Here is a 22424-nt window from a genome sequence, read left to right on the forward strand (position 1 = left end):
GTTATTGATATTCAACCCATATAGCACCATTATCTGCAGACCGTACACAATTCTCAACCCACCGGACCCCCTCTACTCCTGCCTCAATTCCTGAGTACCAAATATTTTCTAACGTTTCTCCCTGATCTACTGCGGCCATCGCCTTGGCAAACCGGGTGTAAAGATTCGACCACGCTTCAAATAATCCTTCAGGATGTCCGCCGCCGATGCGGTCATCTGCTAATGACCCAGGATAAAGATAGTCCATCCCGCGTTCTAGAATTTGTGCCGGTTTCCCTTGAATTTCATAACGAAGCTGATTAGGCTGTTCATCCCACCATTCAATACTCGCCTTGGAGCCGATTACACGGATCTTTTGTCCATGCATGGAACCAGCATTTATACAAGAGGACCAGACAGTCCCAATGGCACCATTATCATATTCCATGATGGTATAGGCATTGTCCTCTAGCGGGGAACGGCTCTTAACAAAGCTCTGGCGTGTACACATTAGCTTTCTGATTTTTAAATTTGGCAGCATCACTTGCGACAAGTAGAGGGGATGTGTTCCTAAATCACCCAAAACATAACTTGGCCCTGCCATTTTTGGATCCACTCGCCACTTTGTACTGGAATTATTTTCTTCCACAGCTCCAGAGTGGAAACCGTGTGCAAACTGCATATTAATAATTCGTATTTCTCCTAGATCGCCATTCGCAATCATTTGACGTGCCTGTTCAATGACCTGATGACCGGAATAACCATACGTAATACCCACAACCCGATTCATCTTTTTCGCAACAGCCTCTAGTTCATTTGCCTCTTCGATGGTAAAACATAACGGCTTTTCACAAACCACATGCACACCAGCGTTCAGCGCAGTTTTGCAAATCTCATAGTGAGTGCCGTTTGGAGTGGCGATCGAAACAGCTTGAATGCCATCCTCCCGTTTCGCCTCTTCTTCAAACATCGTTTTGTAATCAGGATAGCAGCGTTCTGGATCAACATGTAAATTTACGCCAAAATCTCTACCGCGCTCCGGATGAATATCAAAAGCGCCCGCCACTAGTTCAAAATTATAGTCACGCAGTGCAGCTGAGCGATGGATATATCCAATTTGACTTCCTCGTCCGCCGCCTATCATTGCCCACCGGATTGGTTTTTCCACATTCTTTTCACCATAAATCATTTTTAATTTCTCCTTTTCTAAAAAATCTATTTTTCGTCAATATCCAACACTTTTTAAATAATCAACACTCTGTTTTACATCCCGTAAACTAGTATCCGCATTTCTTGGATCCCGTTCCTGTTCAATTGTGATAAAACCGTGATAATTAATATTTTTTAACAATTGATGAATAGAATTGTAATCAATAATACCCTGACCGATTGGGCACATCACCCCTTTACCGCAGGCATCAAAAAATCGAATCTGTTCACCCATTACTTGATGATAGATTTCCAGATCAATATCCTTAAAATGGATATAATCCATTCGGTCTGCATAATCTCTAAGCAACTGCACCGGATCCATTTTTGAGTAATAAAGATGCCCAGTATCCAGGCAAAGTCCGGCAGTTTCATAGGGAATATCTTCTAGAAGTTTCTTGATTTCGTCTTCAAATTCAATATATCCCCCGGCATGCGGATGGATGACCGGCCGTACACTATATAGATTCCACGCACGTTCGGAAATAGCACGAATATGGTTCATCATTTTGTTCCAATCCTGCGTGGATAACCTTGGTGCCCGTTCAGGATGGCCGGCATGATAATCCCTTTCATCATGCCCCCAATCAATAATTACCAAATATGGGGTCGGGAATTTTTGTCCTTCTTCCTTTGGAGAAGGAGGAAGTTTCGTTATCAAAGAACAGATATCATCAACCTGTTGTAATAAATTTTCAATATTACTCTCTGATACTAAATCATCAAAAATAGTCCCTGCAATAATGGTCAAATCATTTTTAGAAAGCTCTTCCTGCACTCTCTCAATATCCATAGGCATATATCCATAGGGTCCTAACTCAATCCCTTTATAACCAGCTTGTGCTGCCTCATTTAGCACCCTCTCCCATGGAGGCAGATAAGGGTTCTTGGGATCATCCACACCCCAGCAGCAAGGGGCTCCTGAGATTATTATACTCATTTGAACACCTCCAAAACTTATGCCTTAATTATAAATCTCTAATATAAGCAAACGCTTTCAATATATTGTTTGATTTAAGCTGATTTTCCTTCATATAACAGAAAAAGTTTCACTATCTTGTTTTTAATTGGTAAAGTCATTTCCGAAACGGACAGTAATAAAAAGGTAATAGCCCGGTTAGAACTATCCCCTTAAGATAAAAAGATTATCTATTCGCTATATTCAATAAGTTCATTTACATCGAACAAGCATTTACAATATTTAATTGGAGACATCCAAACAATTGTAGTGAAACAGCTTTCTAACGGAATCATTTCAGAGTATGAAAAAAGCCCACCACCATCTTAAATGAAATAACGCAAGATGTGGGCTTTTTTATGTATTAACAATTTTTGTGGAACACTTCCTACCTTTCATTTTTAGTCCATAACTGTCGATATTTTTTGGGAGACATACCGACATTCCTAGAAAATAGGGTCGTAAAATAGCTGGTATTATCGTAACCAACCATGCCAGCAATATTCGTAACACTTTCCTTCGTGTTAATGAGTAATGACTGTGCTTCCCCAATTCTTCGCCGAATGATATATTGAATGGGGGAAAACCCAGTATATTCCTTGAAAGCATGGACCAAATAATAGGGACTTATATGAAGTTTATGAGAAAGGAGATTCAATGTAATATCTTCTTGATAATGTTCATCAATATAAGATTTAATGTTATTAGAAAGAACGGATTCTTCGGATTTTGATAATTCAAGATTCTCTTGAGGAATTTGTAATATAGACATGATAAGCGCTCGAAGGAGATAGCTGCAAGTTTCCTCGGCGCCAGGCTTTTCATCCGAAATTTGTGAATACATCATTTCCATTAATGACTCAATATTCGAGGCATTCTCTCCGCTGCGTAAAACATATGAAGTACCCTTTGAAACCAAATGATTTTTAGGTAATCCAGTCAGCTTTAAATTTGTGATACCACAACAATAAACGCTCATATCCATATCTGAATTTCCATATTCATCGTGGAGGACACCGCTGTTATAGATTAAAATATCACCTTTAAGGGTTTTATAATGCCGATCACCGATCAAAAGACCACCACCACCCTCTGTGATATAGATAATTTCCAAAATATCATGATGCATATGCAACGTTCGAGGCAAGCTTGTATGAGTTGAATCAACATTACAGATATAGAGCAGTTTAGGAATTGAACCATCCTCAAAGCTGGGATGAAAATCTTTGTTAACAAAATATTGAGTCATTAATTGATCCCTCACTATTATGATACCAGCGCTGTAAATATTCTTATAAATGGGAATATTCGATAATATAGCATTTAGCTATACTTTATAAGATGAATCCTATATTGTGCAACTCTTTTATATTCTAATAACCTGACTAACCATGGAATACTTTTTAATTAAAAAGCACCTCCAACCATTAAGTGTCAATAGGGTGCTTTCCTACTCAATTCTAATACTAAGTTACAGTATTACTGACCCTGAAGTGTGTTAAATGGAGATTGAACTGTAATCAACCCACCTGTTTCATATGACTTTTTGCAAGCATAGCCGAGAGCGGTTGATAACACCCCATCTTCCACTGTCACATCCGGGTTCCTTTTCTCCAAAATGCAAGAAATAAACTCTTCTGCCTCGCTTAAGTAGGCCTGTTCAAACCGCTCTTAAAATCCATCGGAACATTCCTTTACGGCTCCTGTTTCATCAAAGACAGTAACCAGATTTTTTTCCGGGATAGTCCCAATTCTTAATGTACCTTTTGTACCGATAATTTCCGTTTCAACGTGATAGCCATGCGCGCTATTACGTCCGGCTACAAAAATCCCCACTTTATTATCTGCAAATTTTACCATGCCCACACCCGTTTCGGCATCATTCAATTCCGTAAATTCGGGATGGGCACTGGCTCCGCCAATGGCCCATACCTGTCTGGCTTCTGCGTTTAGATACCATCTGGCAAGATCCAAATCATGGATGGCCATATCAAGGAACAAACCTCCGCTGTAATTGTTTTTCGCAAATTGCATAAATCCATTGATGGCATTTGCCGGATCAAGACCGTAGCAGCGGATTAAAAATGGCTCCCCAATCTTCCCCTCCTCAATTTTCTTTTTGGCATAGGCATATGACTTATCATATCTTCTCATAAACCCAAGCATAAATACTTGATCCTTATACTTGTTTACTACCTCTTGGACGTGAAGTGCTTCCTCTAAATACAATCCAAGTGGTTTTTCACTGAACACATGGAATCCGGCAGTCAAAGCTTTCTCAATTTGTTCGCAATGGAAACTTGAAGGAGATGCAATAAAGATGGCGTCCAATTCTTTGTTTTTTAACATTTCATCATAATTCATATAGGCATATGGAATATCCCAATCTTTTTGAACTTGTTCCACTTCCTCCGGAATCACACTGCAAACCGCTGATAATTCACAATTTGGAATGCGAAACGCTAAATTTTCCGCGTGCTGTCTGCCCAATCTTCCTAAACCGACGATACCAACCTTTACCTTATTCATTTAAAATCTCCACCTTTAATAGATTAACGGAATATTTTATAAAAATGGCACTTAAATAGGCCTGACTTCTAGCAGTCAGACCTGTCAGCTTCTCTTCTCTATTATGCTTTTTTATTCTTACGAGAATCAATTAAAACAGCGCTTACAATGATTGCTCCCTTTAAAATTTGCTGCCAATAAGAAGATACACCTAATAAATCAAGGCTGTTATTTAAGACACCGATAATTAAGGCACCAATAATCGTTCCAGGGATGGTACCAACCCCACCGGCTAAACTTGTACCCCCAATAACTGCAGCGGCAATCGCATCAAGCTCAAAGGACACACCCATACTTGGCTGACCGACACTTACCCTTGCAGTTAGCAGCATACCGGCAATTGAGGATAACAATCCTGCATAAATATAAATTAATATCAGGTAGCGATCAACATTGATTCCGCAGATTTTTGCAGCTTGAACGTTACCGCCAATCGCATAGGTGTACTTACCAAACTTTGTTTTAGCTAGTAATATATGAGAAACAATTCCTACTAGAGCAAATATAATGATTGGAACCGGGATTCCAGCAATTACACCCCTGCCTAAAAACATAAAGGGATCAGATAAGTTTGGAATCGGTCTCCCATCACTATATAACAGGGCTAAACCTCTTGCCGCTGTCATCATACCAAGTGTGGAGATAAATGGAGGAATCTTACCCTTCGTTGAAATAATCCCGTTTATTGCTCCACAGGCAACCCCAACTCCTACACCAATCAATAATGATATGATCAGAGAGTTTCCAGGGTGTGCAAAACTTGCCACCATAACGGAGGTCAGTGCAATAACTGAACCGGAAGATAAGTCGATACCGGTTGTTATAATAACAATGGTAACGCCAATTCCAACAATACCAATAAATGAGATTTGCCTGACAATGTTTAATAAGTTTTGTGTTTTAAGAAAGGACGGTGACAGAAATGACATGATAATAACCATCGCTAATAAGACAAACACAATTCCATATTTACTAATGAATGGGCCGATCTTTTCTTTCCAAAGATTTCTCTCACTACCTTGGTTTACGGCTGTAGCAGTACTACTTGTTGGATTACCCAATTTATTCCCTCCTCTTGAATTCCCAAAAATATTTTAATGATAAGCTATTTCTAAGATTTTTTCTTGGTTTGCTTCCTCACGCCCTAATTCACCCTTTTTAATGCCTTCGTGCATAACAATAATTCGGTCGCTCATTCCTAAGATTTCCGGCATTTCGGAAGAAATCATAATAACGGCTTTTCCTTGCTGTGCGAGTTTAGACATTAACTTATGAATCTCTGATTTAGCCCCTACATCTACACCTCTTGTTGGCTCATCCAGGATGAGAATATCCGGGTCATTCAAAAGCCATCTTGCCAGTAATACTTTCTGTTGATTTCCGCCGCTTAAATTCATAATAAGCTGATCAAGGTGAGGGGTTTTAATATTTAATAGTTCGACCTGTTCATTACATTTTTCTTTTACTAATCTTTTATTGATATAGCCACCCTTTAAAAACCGATTAATATTTGAGATAATCATATTTTCCCTAATGGATAGAGGAAGAAATGCACCTGTTAATTTCCGGTCCTCCGTTAACAAAGCAATTTTATTTTTAATTGCATCTTCCGGACTTTTAATCTTAACTTTTTTTCCATTTATGTAAATCTCACCCGTATCAGGAGTATCGATCCCAAAAATGCACTCAATTACCTCTGTTCTTCCTGCTCCCATTAGACCTGCAATTCCTAAAATTTCGCCTTTGCGAAGTTCGAAGCTAATATTTTGAAACTTGCCTTTCCTAGAAAGATTTTTGACTGATAAGATGACATCTAACAATTCAGCTTTTTCTTTATGAAAAACTTGTTTGATTTCCCGTCCTACCATCATCTGAATTAATGTATTTTCATCTATTTCCTTTGCCGATTTTGTTCCTATATATTGACCGTCTCGAAAGACTGTTAATTCATCACAGATTTTAAAAATTTCATCCATTTTATGTGAAATATAAATGATGGAAACCCCTTTGGCTTGCAATGAACGAATAATTCCAAATAGCTGTTCAACTTCTTTATCTGTAATCGCAGATGTTGGCTCATCCATGATGATTAAATCAGCATTATATGAAACGGCGGTCGCAATCTCCACCATTTGCATATTGGCAATACTTAAATCTTTCATTTTTGTGGTAGGGTCAATATTGATATTCAGTGTTTCAAAGAGTCTCCTGGACTCTTCTACCATTTTTTTATTGTTCACCCAGCCAGTCTTGCCAAATGAAAATTCTCTACCTAAAAAAATATTCTCAGCAACCGTCATATGCGGGACAGGACTTAATTCTTGATGGATCATGGAAATACCATTTTTAACAGCTTCTTTTGGACCGCTTACCTTCAGTTCTTTCCCTTTGAACCGAATAATACCTGTGTCTGGAGTATAAATACCAAAGATTATCTTCATTAAAGTGGATTTCCCTGCCCCATTCTCTCCCATCAGACCGTGAACAGAGCCTTTTCTTATCTTTAATTGAATATTATCTAGTGCTTTTACCCCAGGGAACTCCTTTGTAATGTTTTCGAGTTCTAGAATATACTCACTCACCTTCGTCACCGCCTAGATTAAGATTTTAATAAAAAGGCCGCTCAGAAGCTCGATCCTAAGCGACCCTTACAATCAAGAACTACTTTTGCCATTTTTTGATGAACTCGTCAACATTATCCTTTGTAACTAATTGGAATGGGATATTAATAAATTTATTTTTTAATTTTTTCCCTTTTACAGCATCAATTGCTGCTTCAATTGCCCCTTTACCTTGACCATTTGCATCTTGGAAAGCGGTAACATTTAATTTGCCATCTTTAACATATTTTAAAGCATCGATGGTTCCATCAATTCCAGCAACGATAATATTTCCACGCTTACCAGCTTCATCAAGGGCAGAAATCGCTCCAATTGCCATTTCATCATTATTTGCAACAATGGCATCGAAATGTTTTCCAGATTGGATCCAGTTTTCCATCAAGGTCATCCCAGTGGATCTTTGATAATCAGCGGAAGCTTCACGAACAATTTTCATACCTGGATTTTCTTTTACAACATCTTTATTACCTTGTGTTCTTTTTACTACTGATTCTTGACCCAATGTACCATTCATTAGACCAATATCGCCTTTTCCACCCAGTAACTCGGCTACCTTTTTCATTTGGATTGTTCCAGCCTCAAGAGACTCCGATCCAACATATGCATAGATTTTTTTCATGACCTTTTTGCTTGGCATCCTATTTACAATAATCACTGGAATATTTGCGTCATTTGCAGCATTGACCATCGGCTCAACAGCATCTGTATCAACTGGGTTAATAATGATTGCATCTACCCCTTGAGTAATGAATGTATCAACTTGAGACATTTGCTTACTAGAGTCATTTTTGGCATCTACCATTTTCACTTCAACATTTTTATGTGCTTTGTCATATTGATTAATTCCATCATATAAGTAAGATAACCATTTATCGTCGAACACAGGCATCGCGGCACCAATGACAATATGGTTTTTATCCTTGCCTGAAGTTGTTGCCGATCCACAGCCGGCCAGCATTCCCGCCAATAAAACAAAAACTGCTAATAAACCCATTAATCTCTTATTCATGTTAAATGTAGCCCCCTTAAATTTTTCGTATTTATGTAAATAACACAGATGAATTTTAATCACGCCAATTTTGGCTCTGCATTTTTAGCAGATGATTGCTTCAGCTTTAACCCCTTATTCGTAATCTTCAAAAAAATCAATCCGGTAAAAATCCCCACCCCCTTAAAATGACTAAACCTCTAAATTTTTGGTTGTTTTCTTTTTAAATAAATTGTTATGTTTTGGGTAACAATTTAAATTTGATTAAAAAATATACTAATTTCACTGTTGTCAGTCAATGTTTTTCATCTTCTCAATAGCTTAAGCGCCAAAATATTTGTTATGTTTTGATTAAATGTTGGTAACTTTATGATAATTATAAAAGCGCTTTCAGTCAATATATTTTTGTTATATTCTGATATTTTTTATTATTAGCTTTTGAATAGCAGTTTATTTCGAGAGATAACTGATTAATCTAGTAAAACTAAGAATTAGGCAATAAAAAAGAACTAAGGAAAGCATTCCCTTGGTTTAACTAATTTTGACGTTATACTAGATTAACGATAAACATCTATTCCACTTTCTAATGCAGCAGGGAAGGAATCATTTCTCCCCAAAAACTTATAAAATAACCGCTAGAAATCCAATTACACCAGCAAATAAAACCCGGCTGCAATCCCAAAGCGCGCTTAGGCTGTTTGAACTTTTCGGTAACGGATATTTAATATGGGGTTTTTGCTGCCCGCTGCCTTGCTGGTATTACTGCAGCATCGTGGGTTGTTTTTGCAGTCCTGTATTCAAAGTTTTTTTCAGATGTTAAGTTCATCGGGCCATGAGCATGATTTCCTTCGTTATTGTGTTCGCCCAGCTTCTTAGGATGGGGTTAAGTACCTATATTGTTGATCAGTGGGGATGACATGCTGGCATCCACCATTCTGGATGGGAGCAGGAATTGCGGTTATTGGTGTGATTTTATCTTTCTTTGTGTTTGAACCAGATGAAGGCATAGAAAGGGGTCCCATTAAAATAAACGATTTAACCTCGGTAGTATATTTTCCCCCTATCGATTCCATATAGGGGGATAGCATCCGATCATAGATAAAATGGAAAAAGCAAAAATGAACGATACTGCTAAAAAATAGTTTTATCTTTAACAGGAAATGTACGCAATTAACCACTCACAGTCTTTTCAGTCTGTTCCCTTTTTTAAGAAGGGAGATAACTAAACAAAACCATGGACTAAAGTTCATGGTTTGTACAATCGGACTGAGGTTTTTCAAAGTTTTAATCTTGATCTTTTGCAACAATAAGCTCAATTTCATTCTCTAAAAAGTATTCCTGATACTCCTCACTCGGAAGATCGTCGGTCACAACATAATTAATTTGATCAAGACCGCAGTAAGTCATAAGACCATATTTATCAAATTTATCCCGATCTATTAGTAAAAAGACTTGTAAGCTTCTCTCCACAGCAATCGTTTTCGTTTCACTTTCCAACGGTGATGCATTTGTCACTCCATTGGTTAACGAAATACCCGTCGAAGCCATGAATGCTTTGTTAATATTATAGGATTGCAGCAAATTAAATGGTTTTAAGCTGATAAACGAATTCGTCTTTCGTTCAAATGCTCCGCCTGTTGAAATGACGTTTATATTTTCATATGGAAGCGCCTTAATCATAAAATCAAGATTGTTTGTAATAATCGTCAAATTTTTCGTTTTGATATATTCAATCATTTCTACCGTGGTCGTCCCTGAATCAATAAAAATAACATCTCCGTCTTCAACATAAGAGGCACCCGCTTTTGCGATTAACTCTTTTGACTGTTGATTGCGCGTTTTCCTGTCGCTAAACGAAACAAGTGCTTCCGCATTCACAGCTACACCGCCATAAACCTTCTTAAATTCCCCAAGTAGAACTAATTCTTGAATGTCGCGCCTAATGGTATTTTTTGAAACATTAAAAACATTACAAAGTTCATCAAGAGATGCGGTTTGATGTTTAAATATATAATCCTGGATTTGTTTAATCCGCTGTGTCTTAATCAATTCAACCCACCTCCTCTTCATTCTTGCAACAAAAATTACATACAATCATCTAGAATATTTTTACTATATAATAAAAACATCAATCCTATCAATAGAGGGATGCCTTCGAAGTGTGAAAAGGCATCCCTTTAAATTAAGCCTTTTGGTTTGATTTAAATAATCTGATCTTTTCTTTTATTGTTTTCATAATCGCTTCTTTGCCTGGTGTAAGAATGGTCCTCGGATCATATACCTTGATGTCATTTTCTAAAAAGACACGAACAGCTTTCGTCCATGCTTGAATGCATTCAGTATTAACATTAATTTTCGCATGACCAAGGGCAATCGCTTTTTCAATTTGATAATCCGGAATTCCTGAACCGCCATGCAGCACAAGCGGTATACCCGTCATTTCCGAAATTTGCTTCATTTCAGCAAAGCCGAGCTTCGGCTCCCCTTGGTATGGTCCGTGGACGGACCCGAGCGCAGCGGCTAATGCATCAATTTCTGCCTCTTTGACGAGTCGTAAGCATTCATTTGGATCTGCATATTGAATTCCGCCGATTAAGCCATCTTCATTTCCGCCAACCATCCCCACTTCTGCTTCCACAGTTACATCAAAAGCCCTCGCATATTCGACCACTTGCTTTGTCATGGAAATATTCTCATGAATAGGAAAGTGTGATCCATCAATCATGACGGAGGTAAATCCTGTATCAATGGCCTGTTTACAACTTTCTACACTTTTGCCATGATCTAAGTGCAAAGAGACAGGAACCGTAACCTTCATTTGTTTCAATTGCTCTTTTACCATTGTCGCCACCATCCGAAAGCCGCCTAAATAATCGATGAGGCGGTCGGATGCCGCTAAAATAATCGGTGATTGTTCTTCTTCTGCTGCCTGCAATGTTGCCTGGACCCAATGTAAGCCATTAATGTTAAATTGCCCAATAGCGTAACCGCTCTCTTTGGCTTTAATCAGCATTTCTTTCATCGGTACGAGTGTATATTCTTCCCCAGATACTAACGTCACTAAATCTGCACCTCCCCTTTATAACATAAGCCCTTATTTATTACTCGAGGTCGAAATATCTTGACACCACTTGAATGGTCGTTTCTTTTGCTTTCTTAATATTTTCATCTGTATCTAATTCATAATATTCAGGTCTGAAAAGCTCCACAGAAGCTACTTCAGAATAACCAATTTGTTTTAACGTAGATAAAATGCTGTCTAAATCAATGGCACCTAATCCCGGCCAAACACGATCATCATCCGTTAAGAACCCGATTGGAAAATCTTCTGTGTCATCCATATGGAGGATAAAGATCTTCGAACCATCGGCATTTTTCAAATCTTCCAATTTAGAACCCATTGCATGGAAGTGGAAACAGTCAAGGACTAAGCCGACATTTTCACGATTAACAGTCTCAACAATATCATAGGCCTGACCGAAAGTATTGACAGTACATTGCGGGTGCCCGACAAATTCAACCGCAATTTTCATTCCATATGGTTCTGCAAGATCAGATAACTCTGTTAAAACTTCTACACAGCTTTTCTTAATCTCTTCTTTTAAGATTTTTTGCTCAGTTACAAGCGGAACAGCTACAACATACTTCACACCTAATTTTTTGCCTGCCTTCAGCATGCCTTTGAATTCATTAATAATAGCCGCATGACCTTCTTCATCACGATTATTAAAAAATACTAAGGCATTAAAAGCTAATGGTTTAATACGATGATTTTTGAAGTAGTTTACTAGATCTTCCATGGAATTTTCCCTCAAATACTCAGGAAGCTTATCCATTGTCCGGATTTCGATATAATCGTAGCCATATTTTTCACAAAGCTCCAGATCCTTTTTAAGATTAGAGTTTTCCAGTGTAGTAGCCTGGTTAAAACATAATTTCATTAGGAACCTCTCCGTTTCCAATATACAATTCCCGTTTTTTATTGAGGGGTTTTGGTAAATCATGGTTATAACTTCTTATTTCTATTATTGTTAGCATTGATCCCTAATAGACTTCTTAGAATAAAATTAAATATGTAGTCCTTCTCTGATGGATTTCAACGTGACATCATTTGACCACTCTGGTTTATCAGGGTAAGCGAAAACTGAATTTGTTAAAACTCCATCAAATTTCATTTCTCTTAACTTCCGATACAATACATCAAAATTCACTTCCCCTTCACCAGGATTTAAATGCTGATGGATAGTCACATTGGCATTAGGTGGATTAATAATATAGCGTAATCCAAATGCGGCTTTATGATTTAGAGTATCTGCAATAAGAACATGAGCAAGCAGATCTCCTGCTTCATCTAAGTGTTTGGCCACATCCCCAATACCATCATCATAAAAGAAGGCATGTGCTACAGAATAAACCAGCTTAATCCAATCTTTATCAAATGCACGAATCATTCGAATGGCTTCCGTGTTGAGCTCAATAAAATCATTTGGATGGGATTGTAAATTTAGCTTAATACCCTCTTTTTCAAAAATCGGCATTAATTCTTCCATTGATTTGACAAAAGCTGATTCACTTTCAACCGGGCGGCTTTTGTCACCGCTAAATTCACTATTCATTAAATCTACACCAAGGTCAGCAGTGATTTCGATACAGCGTTTCCAATTTCTCACGGCAGCCTGGCGTTCCTGTTCGTTTGGTGAAGACCATTGTTGAACAGGAAGTACAGATGAGATTTTTACACCGGCATCGGCACAATATCTTTTTAAATCTTTTATCAGCTGCCTATTAACCTTTGGATATTCATAAAACCAAATAAAATCTTTACGAGGAGATAATTCTACCCATTCATACCCTAATCGTGCAACTGCATCAATTGTATCTTTTAGATTCGTATTGTCGCGATAATGTGACGGATCATATGCTAAGCGCATTTTATATCCCCTTTCTATAGCGGGCAAACGGGCCCATGTACATGAATATTATTTTTCCATTCCCATTAAAAATGCTTTTCAATTCAAAAAATTAAACCGTTTTACAGTACGTATTTTCACTATAAAATGCTGGTCTTTCTTTAAATGTAATTTGTTCTTTTTCCCCTGTCTGCTGCGCCTTAACACATGCATCTGTGGTGACAGCTGCAATATAACCATCCCAAGTGGTAGGCCCATTAGGCTCCCCTGTTTTCATAATAGAATCCATGAAGTCTTGGATCTCCACATCATAAGCATCAATAAAGCGGTCTTTCCAATCCATTAAAAGGTTCGTTCCAAGTTTTGCATCCTTACGGAATCCGATACTTAACGGTTCAGGCAATGTTACTGTTCCATCTTCACCGATTACTTCACATTGAATGTCATATCCAAATCGACAATTGACAAATACTTCTACATTCATGACGATTCCGCCTTGTGTCTCAATCGTAAACAATTGTGGATCTTGCAAATGCGGCAGGGCATATTTCGTTTTCTTTGGATACACCACTTGGACAGATTGGTAATCTTCATTTACCAGCCAGTGAAGCACATCTATCTCGTGAATGAGAGTATCGACAACCGCCATATCCGTGGTATAGGTTTCACCAACAGTTGGGTTACGGTGTGCAGCTTTGATCATTAGTGGTTCGCCAATTAAACCATTATCGATTGCTTCCTTCATTTGCACATAACCGCGGTCATAACGACGCATAAATCCAACCTGAACAAGTTTCTTGCCATGCTTGATTTCGGCTTCAACGATGCGCATGCAGCCTTCTGCTGTAGTTGCCAGCGGTTTTTCACAGAAAACATATTTTCCTGCTTCAATCGCAGCCAATACAGTTTGTTCGTGTGCCGGACCCCAGCTGGTAACAAGGACAGCATCAACATCTTCAGCATTTACGAGTGTTTTATCATCTGGATAGATAACAGCATCCAAGTCTAATTGTTCGACTGTCTGTTTTGCAGATTCTTGATTTACATCGGTGACAGCGACAATTTTCCCGCCCGATAAAGTGTTGGTAATTCTTTTAATATGTTCACGGCCAATGGCACCGGTTCCTACTACACCAAATTTTAATGTCATGATAAATTTCCTCCTATATTAGCTAAAATGCCTAGAAATATTTAAAAATCCGAGTAAACATTTTTAGAAAGATTATTGACCGATTTTGGTTGAATCATCTTTGACACACCTTTTTCACCATAGGTACGGAAATGATGCTCCAATTCTTCTAGGGAGCGGCCCTTGGTTTCCGGTAAATATTTTTTCACGAATGCAATGGCCCCTATCCCAAGCACTGTGAAGATGAAGATAGTGGTTGATAACCCGATCCCGGCAAGCAGTACTGGAAATAATAATCCAATAAGGAAGTTCGTAATCCATAAGCAAAACACCGTCGCGCCCATTCCAATTCCCCGCAATCGAAGCGGGAATATTTCTGACAGCATAAGCCAGGTTACAGGTGAAATGGCTCCTTGTTGAAATGCCATGAATGTTACTGTCAACGAAAGCACCACATAAGGAAGTGCAGGTGAGCATTTCAATACAAGTGAAAAGATTCCAATTAAAAGGAGCGCTGCAGTCGTACCGATTTGTCCAGTCAATAACATCGGGCGGCGGCCAACCTTGCCTAACAGCCAGATTCCAACAAACGTGGCCAGGACGGAGATGGCACCGTTTGCAATATTTCCGATCAGAGCTGCTTCTGTTTGGAATCCTGCGTCCTTTAGAATTTCTGTTCCATAATACATGATTGAGTTAACACCAGTGATTTGCTGAACTACAGCAATTCCAATCCCAAGAAAAACAATCCGGCGAATCCATGGAGTATTTAGATCTTTAAAGGTTGCCTGCCTGACTTCTTTTTCCTCAGAAAGAGCTGATTTAATTTCTTTTAGCTCGTAATGGGCCTGTTTTTCCTCGCGGATTTGCTGTAGTACTCTCAAGGCTTCGCCAATTTTTCCTTTAGATGCCAGCCAGCGCGGGCTTTCCGGTACAATCAGCATCCGAACCATAAGACAACTGCCGGAAGTGACGCGATTACAACCATGAACCGCCAAACATTGCCGCTTTCCCCAAGTGTTGTTCCGAGAATGGCATTAAAGGTAAAGGCCAAAAGTTGACCGGTAACAATCATCAGTTCATTTTGAGTTACCATCCGGCCCCGGCGCTCCATCGGCGCCATCTCCGCTAAATAGGTTGGTACCGTTACCGATGCACCCCCAACCGCTAGACCAAGCAAGAAACGGCAGGCAATCATAATGGAAGCGTTTGGTGCAAGTGAACAGCCAAGTGTAGCAATAAAGAACAGAACGGCAAGAGTTAGAATATTAGTTCGTCGACCATTTTTGTCTGATAATCTGCCCCCAAACATCGCCCCAAGTGCAGCTCCAAGGAGGAGGGAACTTGCAACAAGTCCCTCCGTTGCCGGAGTCAGGTTTAATTGATCCGATTTAGACATATATGGCAAGGCACCGTTGATTACTCCTGTGTCACAACCAAAAAGCAAACCCCGAATGTCGACACTAACGTAATGGTCTTTAAAAATGACTTTTGATTTCGAGGTTTCACTGTTCCCTGTTTTGTCATATAGTTGCCCCCTGCTGCTTAAACATGAATTAATAGTTTTTCATCAATATAATGACGAGCAATGAGAGCATATTCTAGAGGGTGTGCAACGGATGGATCCTGTTCAGCTTCTACAACAATCCATCCCTGGTAGTTACAGCTCACTAATGTCTCGTAAACTTTTGTGAAATCAATGCATCCATCACCTGGTACAGTAAAAATTCCGCTTAAAAATGATTGCAAGAATGATTTTCCTTCATGTTTACATTGTTCAAGCATTTCTTTGCGAACATCTTTAAAGTGGACATGTTTGATACGATTTAGGTGTTTATTTAATAGATTAAGATAATCACCTTCGGAGACAAAAATATGGCCTGTATCATAAAGTAGATGAACATGGCTTGGATCGGTATTTTCCATCAGACGGTCAATTTCTTCAATCGTTTGAACACCAGTTCCCATGTGATGATGGAAAACTAGTTTTAAATTATATTGTTCGGCTATTTTTCCAAATTCGTTAAGTCCTAGACAAAGTTCTTCCCATTCCTTATCCGTGAAATAAGGCTTTTCTGAGAAAACATTTTTTTCTGTTCCCTGAATGCTGTAGGTCTGCTCTGAAACAACCGCCACGCTGGCCTGAACTTCTTTTAAGTATTGACAATTTATATGAAAGGCTTTTGCTGCCTCTTCGATTCCATCACGGATAATAAATGAGCTAAACCATTGTCCAGCAATTTTTAAGTTTCGAAGCTTCAATTCTTTGTTTAATACTTGAGCTTCAGGAAAGAATCCTCCCACCTCTGTTCCTTGAAAGCCGGCTACAACAATATCACTTAACAAGTGGGATAAGGTATTCCCCGCACCGATTTCGGGTAGATCATCATTTCGCCAGCCAATTGGTGCAATTCCCCATAGAATAGTTTGTTCCCCCATAAAATTCTTCTCCTCTTAATATTGTTTTGCTGTTTCTAGTTTTTGTTTTCGGAATTCATTGGCTTGCTGGATACTTTCCTTATTTGATACTTCAGCGACACCCACATTCCACCAGCTATCATAACCGTCTGTCATTGTCTTTGGCAGCACTTTTATTTCAATTAATGTAGAAACTTCTTGTTTTTTTGCATCTTCTAAAGCTGCTTCTAAACCTTCTTTTGTATTTACCCGGTACCCTTTAGCCCCGTATGCTTCTGCCACTTTGGCATAATCAATATTGAGGATTTTATTATCATGGGTTCTAAATTCGCAATGGTAGCTGCCGCCGCCATGATCCATTTGTAAATTATTGATACAGCCCCACCCTGAATTATCGAAGAGGATAACATTAATTTTTTGATTATATTGGATGGCTGTAATGAGCTCTGAGTGCATCATTAAGAAACTTCCATCGCCCACAAGGGTATACACTTCTTGCTGCGGCGCTGCCAATTTAATTCCTAATGCACCGGATACTTCATATCCCATACAGGAGTATCCATATTCAAGATGATAGGTTTCCGGCACGGTCGGATTCCAGACACGCTGCAAGTCTCCAGGGAGGGATCCGGCTGAACTAATCACAATGCTGTCTGGATTAACAATATCGTTAATCGTAATGAGAGCTGTTGTTTGAGCAAATTCAGTCTTTAATGTATCGGCATACTCATTAAGTACTTCTTGCGAGAAGTGATTTTTGACTTCAGGAATGAAATTCTCACGATTGAAGGTGATTTTACTTAAACGGTCACGCTCTGCTAACCATTCCTCTTTTAATTCTCCAATTGGACCAAATTCACTATCATAGCCGTCTAATAATGGTGCCAATTGTTCTAAAGTAGTTTTTGCGTCTGCTACCACCTGAAATGCATCTAATTTATAAGCCTGCAGGCGGCTGACGTTAATATTTAAGAACTTGGCATTCTCAAAATCAAATGCAGTTTTGGAAGAAGTGGCAAAGTCCGTATATCTTGTACCGATTCCGATAATAAGGTCAGCTTGACGAGCGGCCTTGTTGGCTGCCAACGTTCCGGTAATTCCCAATCCGCCTAAATTATTTTTAAACGTAAACTCCACCGTGGATTTGCCGGCTTGCGTTTCCACCAATGGGATATGGTGTTTTTCGGAAATTTTCATTAATATATCGCGTGCTCCGGAATATCTTGCACCGCCGCCGACTAAAATAAGCGGCTTTTTGCTTGCTTTAATCAGTTCCGCTGCACCCTTTAATTCCCGGTCAACCGGTGCCTTGCGGTCAAGGTAATGAATACGTCTTTCAAAGAATTTTTCATCATAATCAAATGCTTCGCCTTCGACATCCTGGGAAATGCAAATCGTTGCTGGACCTGCTTTACCAGGGTCGGTCATCACTTCAAATGCGCGAATCAAGCTGGACATTAACTGTTCTGGACGTGTGATACGATCCCAATATCTTGATACTGGTGTTAGAGCATCATTGGTTGTAACCGCTGCACTGTATTCTTGTTCGAATTGCTGCAGGACCGGATCCGGCTGTCTTGTTGCAAACGTATCTCCAGGAATGAGCAGCATTGGAATATTATTTGCAAGAGCAGTTGCTGCTGCTGTCACAAGGTTGGCAGAACCCGGTCCGACAGAAGTGGTTACGGCATAAATTTTCCGGCGGAGCATTTGTTTGCTGTAGGCCATTGCTGCAAGCGCCATTCCTTGTTCATTTTTCCCTTGAATAACCTTCAGATGGCCTGCATCCTGTTCAAGTGCCTGCCCCATACCTAGGACATTTCCGTGTCCAAATACAGCGAAAACACCCTCCACAAATGGATACTCCTGCCCATCAACATGAATATACTGTTGGTTTAAAAATTTAATTAAAGCTTGTGCAGTTGTTAATCGAATTTTACCCACGGCTTATTTCACCTCAACTTTTTCCGTTCTTTCAGCAATTAATTGTTCAATTTCTGCAGTGGTTGGCATTGCTTCGGATGAGCTGTGTTTGCTGACAACAATAGCGGCTGAAGCACTCCCGTATTTTAAGGCCGTTTCAATTTCCTTGCCTGTCAGTAAGGCAAAAAGGAAAGCAGAAGCATACGAGTCACCAGCACCAAACGTTTTTAACACTTTTGTCAGATAGGCCTGCCCCCTAAAGGTTGCCCCTGATTTTGTGTAGGCATAGGATCCTTCGACACCATGCTTGATGACAATTAAATCTGGTGTATGTTTAAACAAATAGTCAATGGTTACTGCGTTACTGCCCAAATGTTTGTTTTCAAGTACGTCATATTCATCACGCGTTCCAATCACGACATCGGATTGTTCGGCTAGCAATTGATAATAAACAGATGTTTCTTCAACAGATTCCCATGAATAGGGACGGTAATCCAATTCAAAAACAACCTTCACACCATTTCTCTTTGCAAGACTAACTGCTTTTAAAATAGCTTCACGTGACGGGCTTTTCGATAGAGCTGTTCCGGACACAAGCAGGATTTTCGCTTTTTTTATGTAATCTTCATTCACTTCAGATGGGGCCAAATAAAGGTCTGCCACATTCTCGCGGTACATTAAAATGCTGCACTCTTCCGGACTTTTAATCTCCGTAAAGGCTAAACCTGTTTTATGACCTTCTTTGTCAACAGCCATATTGGAAGTATCGATCCCGACACCGCGCATATAGCTTTCGATGAAGCGCCCATGCTGATCGTCCGATAGTTTTCCAATAAACCCGGCTTTTAGCCCTAATTTAGAGGAGCCAATCGCAATATTTGCCGGGGAACCGCCAACATATTTTGAAAACGTCATTGTTTCTTCCATTGGCCGGTTGTATTCGACCGCATTTAAATCGATGCAGGCACGTCCAATGGCAATTAGATCTAATTGTCTTTCTTCATTAAATGTATATTTCATGATATTAAACAGCTCCTTAACGGTTTAAGATCCATTCGTGATCAGGATCGTTGTAGAATTTCCAAATACGTTTTGGACCTGCCATGACATTTAAATAGTAGGAGGTATAACCATCCGGCACTCCTACTGGATGATAACCAGCCGGTACAAGGACGACATCACCGTGTTCGACTGTCATCGTTTCATCTAGGGAACGGTCATCCGTATAGACACGTTGGAAAACGAAACCTTGCTGCGGATTCATTTCATGGTAGTAGGTTTCCTCCAAAAATGATTCCTCAGGAAGATTGTCTTGGTCGTGTTTATGCGGTGGATAGCTCGACCAGTTTCCAGCTTCAGTATAGACTTCTACAACTAGTAAACTATTAGCGGATGGGTCAGAATCAGGCAGGATATTGTGAACCAGGCGCTGATTACTGAATTTTCCGCGTTGTTCAATACGATTATTAGAAGCTTTGATATGCTTAGTTGGCAGTTGTTGTTCTGATGGGGAATAGCAGAGAACCACTCTAGCTTCTGTTACTGCTTTTACTTCAAAATGGCGATGATTGGAAACGTAAACGCTGTCAGTTGGTTTCTTTTCAAAAACGCTTTCGCGCGTTCCAAGGTTTTCAAATATTAGATCGCCCTCGGCCACACTAATTTTTCCGGTTAAAGCAACAATGCAGCACTCCTTATTGCCTAACTGTTCTGAATATTTAGCATCTGGAACGAGTTCGATGACTTTAAATCCAACATATTCTAATGGAGAATTTTGTTCTGTTACATCGTGGATGATGGTAACACCTGGTGTTGTTTCATTATTAGCTGGTTTTCGAAGTAATTTGATCATTTTGAGTACCTCACAATTTTTTTCATTCTAATACAAACCTGATTACGCTTACATTTTAAAAAGTGGGAATGAACAGGAGGGGTTCATGCCTATTTATGTTCATTCGAATATTGGTGCTTTATATCGTGCGGTCACAACTTTTTTACGAGTAAAGAAGTCAACAGAGTCTTTTCCGTTTGCATGTAATGTACCAAAGAAAGAAGACTTCCATCCAGAGAATGGGAAGAATGCCATTGGTGCTGGAACGCCTAAGTTCACGCCAAGCATACCTGCGTCAATATTCTCACGGAAGTACCGGATGGAGGAAGCATTGGTTGAGAAAATGCAAGCGCCGTTCGCGAACTCAGATTGGTTGGCAATTTCTACAGCTTCTTTTAAATTTTGTACTTTTACGATTGATAAAACAGGTGCAAAGATCTCGTCCTTCCAGATCGTCATTTCCGTTGTAACATCTTCAAAAATGGTTGGTCCAACGAAGTAACCTTCTTCTAGTACACGCTCGCGTCCGTCAAGTGCCAGTTTTGCTCCCTCTTTAACACCTTTCTCTATATAGCCAATTGTACGTTTTTGGTTTTCTTCACGAATCACTGGTCCTAAGTAGATTCCATCGTCTAGGCCGTTACCCATTGAAATTTCTTTTGATTTTTCAACCAGCCTTGCTACGAATGCATCGTAAATGCCTTCTTCTACAGTTACTACGGAAGTTGCCATGCAGCGTTCGCCCGCAGAACCAAATGCTGAGCCGATTATATTCGTTACCGTATCGTCAAGTTCAGCATCATTTAGAACTGTAACGTGGTTTTTCGCACCGGCTAAAACTTGAACACGTTTTAAATTTTCGCTTGCACGCTTGTACACATATTCACCAACTGGCTTAGACCCAACGAAAGAAATTGCTTTTACTTCTTTATTGTCCAAGATTTCGTTTACTACATCATGCGTACCGTATACCACGTTGAATACACCTTTTGGTAGTCCTGCTTTTTCAAATAACTCGACAAATTTCTCTACTAAAAGCGGTGTTTTTTCAGATGGCTTTAATATAAAGGCATTACCAACTGCGATCGCCATTGGGAACATCCAGCAAGGCACCATCATTGGAAAGTTGAATGGTGCAATTCCTCCTACAACCCCAATTGGATAACGATAATTGGTTGCTTCAACATCTGTTGCGATGTTGGATAGGGAGTCACCCATCATTAAAGTGGGAGCGCCGGCTGCAAATTCCACATTTTCAAGCCCTCGAAGCACTTCCCCTCTTGCTTCTGATAGTGCTTTACCATTTTCAATTGTGATTAAGCGAGCTAACTCTTCTGTATTTTCTTGTAGTAATTGATGAAAATTGAACAAAACTCTTGCACGTTTTTGAACGGGAACGTTTTTCCATGTTTCAAACGCCTTTTTCCCAGCTTCTACTGCCAATTGTACATCATCTTTTGTTGAGTGTGGCACGCGAGCCATTACTTCTTTTGTTGCTGGATTATAAACATCTTCATATTTGGTGGTATTGCTTTCAACCCATTCTCCATTTATGTAGTTCTTAATTATTCTTACTTGTGTTGCTATTTCTGCCATACTTTCTTCCTCCTTAGAATTTAATCTACATTCTATTAAATGATGATTTAACTAATTGGTAATCTCTTAATATCTCACCAACACAATTTAAGATAGTTGTAACTTTTTGTGTAATATTTGTGATGTTTTGGTTAAGTATTGGTTATATTTGATTCAATAATAAGCCTAAAAGCGTTTTCAGTCAATAATAAAATTCGATAATGTTTAATTATTTTAATTTATCAGAATTTAAACTGAACGTGAATACAAAAAGGCAGAGAGTTTCATGCCTCTCTGCCTTTGTCACTTACTTTA

16 protein-coding genes and 2 pseudogenes are annotated in these 22424 nt (G+C 39.2%); all 18 read right to left on the reverse strand.

All coding sequences use genetic code 11. The annotated features are described in order from the left end of the window. Nucleotide 1 precedes the first annotated feature (1 nt). The 18 genes and pseudogenes from H539_RS0100960 to H539_RS0101050 all read right to left on the reverse strand — a co-directional run bounded on the left by H539_RS0100960 (nucleotide 2) and on the right by H539_RS0101050 (nucleotide 22130). Nucleotides 2–1168: a Gfo/Idh/MocA family protein gene (locus H539_RS0100960; protein WP_026691954.1), complete on the reverse strand. Its 1167-nt coding sequence runs from the start codon at nucleotides 1166–1168 to the stop codon at nucleotides 2–4. Between the two features lie 36 nt (nucleotides 1169–1204). Next, nucleotides 1205–2128 carry a sugar phosphate isomerase/epimerase family protein gene (locus H539_RS0100965; RefSeq protein WP_026691955.1) on the reverse strand — a complete coding sequence of 308 codons (924 nt, stop codon included), beginning with the start codon at nucleotides 2126–2128 and terminating at the stop codon, nucleotides 1205–1207. Nucleotides 2129–2534: 406 nt separating this feature from the next. Continuing rightward, nucleotides 2535–3395: a helix-turn-helix transcriptional regulator gene (locus H539_RS0100970; protein ID WP_026691956.1), complete on the reverse strand. Its 861-nt coding sequence runs from the start codon at nucleotides 3393–3395 to the stop codon at nucleotides 2535–2537. A 230-nt stretch (nucleotides 3396–3625) separates the two neighbouring features. After that, nucleotides 3626–4675 (reverse strand): annotated as a pseudogene (locus tag H539_RS27465) (Gfo/Idh/MocA family oxidoreductase). 101 nt (nucleotides 4676–4776) lie between these two features. After that, the gene (locus tag H539_RS0100980) at nucleotides 4777–5775 is read right to left on the reverse strand and encodes an ABC transporter permease (protein ID WP_026691957.1); all 999 of its coding nucleotides are present in this window, start codon (nucleotides 5773–5775) and stop codon (nucleotides 4777–4779) included. Between the two features lie 33 nt (nucleotides 5776–5808). Further along, entirely contained in the window at nucleotides 5809–7305 is a 1497-nt protein-coding gene (locus tag H539_RS0100985) for a sugar ABC transporter ATP-binding protein (protein WP_026691958.1), read from the reverse strand. A gap of 70 nt (nucleotides 7306–7375) precedes the next feature. Then, nucleotides 7376–8344: a sugar ABC transporter substrate-binding protein gene (locus tag H539_RS0100990; RefSeq protein ID WP_026691959.1), complete on the reverse strand. Its 969-nt coding sequence runs from the start codon at nucleotides 8342–8344 to the stop codon at nucleotides 7376–7378. Nucleotides 8345–9607: 1263 nt separating this feature from the next. Next, nucleotides 9608–10372, reverse strand: a complete 765-nt coding sequence (locus tag H539_RS0101000) for a DeoR/GlpR family DNA-binding transcription regulator (protein ID WP_026691960.1) — start codon at nucleotides 10370–10372, stop codon at nucleotides 9608–9610. Between the two features lie 133 nt (nucleotides 10373–10505). Then, nucleotides 10506–11345 (reverse strand): class II fructose-1,6-bisphosphate aldolase, encoded by an 840-nt coding sequence (fba, locus tag H539_RS0101005; protein ID WP_026691961.1) that lies wholly within the window; start codon nucleotides 11343–11345, stop codon nucleotides 10506–10508. Nucleotides 11346–11424: 79 nt separating this feature from the next. Beyond that, nucleotides 11425–12264 (reverse strand): 2-keto-myo-inositol isomerase, encoded by an 840-nt coding sequence (iolI, locus tag H539_RS0101010; RefSeq protein WP_026691962.1) that lies wholly within the window; start codon nucleotides 12262–12264, stop codon nucleotides 11425–11427. 126 nt (nucleotides 12265–12390) lie between these two features. Beyond that, nucleotides 12391–13254, reverse strand: coding sequence for a sugar phosphate isomerase/epimerase family protein (locus tag H539_RS0101015; protein WP_026691963.1), 864 nt, complete (start codon nucleotides 13252–13254; stop codon nucleotides 12391–12393). Between the two features lie 91 nt (nucleotides 13255–13345). Then, nucleotides 13346–14383, reverse strand: a complete 1038-nt coding sequence (gene iolG, locus H539_RS0101020; protein ID WP_026691964.1) for a bifunctional inositol 2-dehydrogenase/D-chiro-inositol 1-dehydrogenase — start codon at nucleotides 14381–14383, stop codon at nucleotides 13346–13348. A gap of 41 nt (nucleotides 14384–14424) precedes the next feature. Next, nucleotides 14425–15889, reverse strand: a pseudogene (locus tag H539_RS27470) (sugar porter family MFS transporter). A gap of 18 nt (nucleotides 15890–15907) precedes the next feature. Beyond that, nucleotides 15908–16801 (reverse strand): myo-inosose-2 dehydratase, encoded by an 894-nt coding sequence (gene iolE / locus H539_RS0101030; RefSeq protein ID WP_026691965.1) that lies wholly within the window; start codon nucleotides 16799–16801, stop codon nucleotides 15908–15910. Between the two features lie 15 nt (nucleotides 16802–16816). Then, nucleotides 16817–18724 carry a 3D-(3,5/4)-trihydroxycyclohexane-1,2-dione acylhydrolase (decyclizing) gene (gene iolD, locus H539_RS0101035; RefSeq protein WP_026691966.1) on the reverse strand — a complete coding sequence of 636 codons (1908 nt, stop codon included), beginning with the start codon at nucleotides 18722–18724 and terminating at the stop codon, nucleotides 16817–16819. Nucleotides 18725–18727: 3 nt separating this feature from the next. After that, nucleotides 18728–19723, reverse strand: coding sequence for a 5-dehydro-2-deoxygluconokinase (gene iolC / locus H539_RS0101040; RefSeq protein WP_026691967.1), 996 nt, complete (start codon nucleotides 19721–19723; stop codon nucleotides 18728–18730). A gap of 16 nt (nucleotides 19724–19739) precedes the next feature. Next, entirely contained in the window at nucleotides 19740–20555 is an 816-nt protein-coding gene (iolB, locus tag H539_RS0101045; protein ID WP_026691968.1) for a 5-deoxy-glucuronate isomerase, read from the reverse strand. Between the two features lie 99 nt (nucleotides 20556–20654). Then, nucleotides 20655–22130 carry a CoA-acylating methylmalonate-semialdehyde dehydrogenase gene (locus H539_RS0101050; RefSeq protein WP_026691969.1) on the reverse strand — a complete coding sequence of 492 codons (1476 nt, stop codon included), beginning with the start codon at nucleotides 22128–22130 and terminating at the stop codon, nucleotides 20655–20657. Nucleotides 22131–22424: the final 294 nt, after the last annotated feature.

The organism is Peribacillus kribbensis DSM 17871 (genome assembly GCF_000430765.1).
In the GTDB taxonomy this organism is placed as follows: domain Bacteria; phylum Bacillota; class Bacilli; order Bacillales; family DSM-1321; genus Paraperibacillus; species Paraperibacillus kribbensis.

What these genes read in the sequence shown, in the direction of transcription:
- H539_RS0100960 (WP_026691954.1), bottom strand. Translation starts at nt 1,168, where the DNA reads ATGATTTATGGTGAAAAGAATGTGGAAAAACCAATCCGGTGGGCAATG.
- H539_RS0100965 (WP_026691955.1), bottom strand. Translation starts at nt 2,128, where the DNA reads ATGAGTATAATAATCTCAGGAGCCCCTTGCTGCTGGGGTGTGGATGAT.
- H539_RS0100970 (WP_026691956.1), bottom strand. Translation starts at nt 3,395, where the DNA reads ATGACTCAATATTTTGTTAACAAAGATTTTCATCCCAGCTTTGAGGAT.
- H539_RS0100990 (WP_026691959.1), bottom strand. Translation starts at nt 8,344, where the DNA reads ATGAATAAGAGATTAATGGGTTTATTAGCAGTTTTTGTTTTATTGGCG.
- fba (WP_026691961.1), bottom strand. Translation starts at nt 11,345, where the DNA reads ATGAAAGAAATGCTGATTAAAGCCAAAGAGAGCGGTTACGCTATTGGG.
- iolI (WP_026691962.1), bottom strand. Translation starts at nt 12,264, where the DNA reads ATGAAATTATGTTTTAACCAGGCTACTACACTGGAAAACTCTAATCTT.
- H539_RS0101015 (WP_026691963.1), bottom strand. Translation starts at nt 13,254, where the DNA reads ATGCGCTTAGCATATGATCCGTCACATTATCGCGACAATACGAATCTA.
- iolG (WP_026691964.1), bottom strand. Translation starts at nt 14,383, where the DNA reads ATGACATTAAAATTTGGTGTAGTAGGAACCGGTGCCATTGGCCGTGAA.
- iolE (WP_026691965.1), bottom strand. Translation starts at nt 16,801, where the DNA reads ATGGGGGAACAAACTATTCTATGGGGAATTGCACCAATTGGCTGGCGA.
- iolC (WP_026691967.1), bottom strand. Translation starts at nt 19,723, where the DNA reads ATGAAATATACATTTAATGAAGAAAGACAATTAGATCTAATTGCCATT.
- iolB (WP_026691968.1), bottom strand. Translation starts at nt 20,555, where the DNA reads ATGATCAAATTACTTCGAAAACCAGCTAATAATGAAACAACACCAGGT.
- H539_RS0101050 (WP_026691969.1), bottom strand. Translation starts at nt 22,130, where the DNA reads ATGGCAGAAATAGCAACACAAGTAAGAATAATTAAGAACTACATAAAT.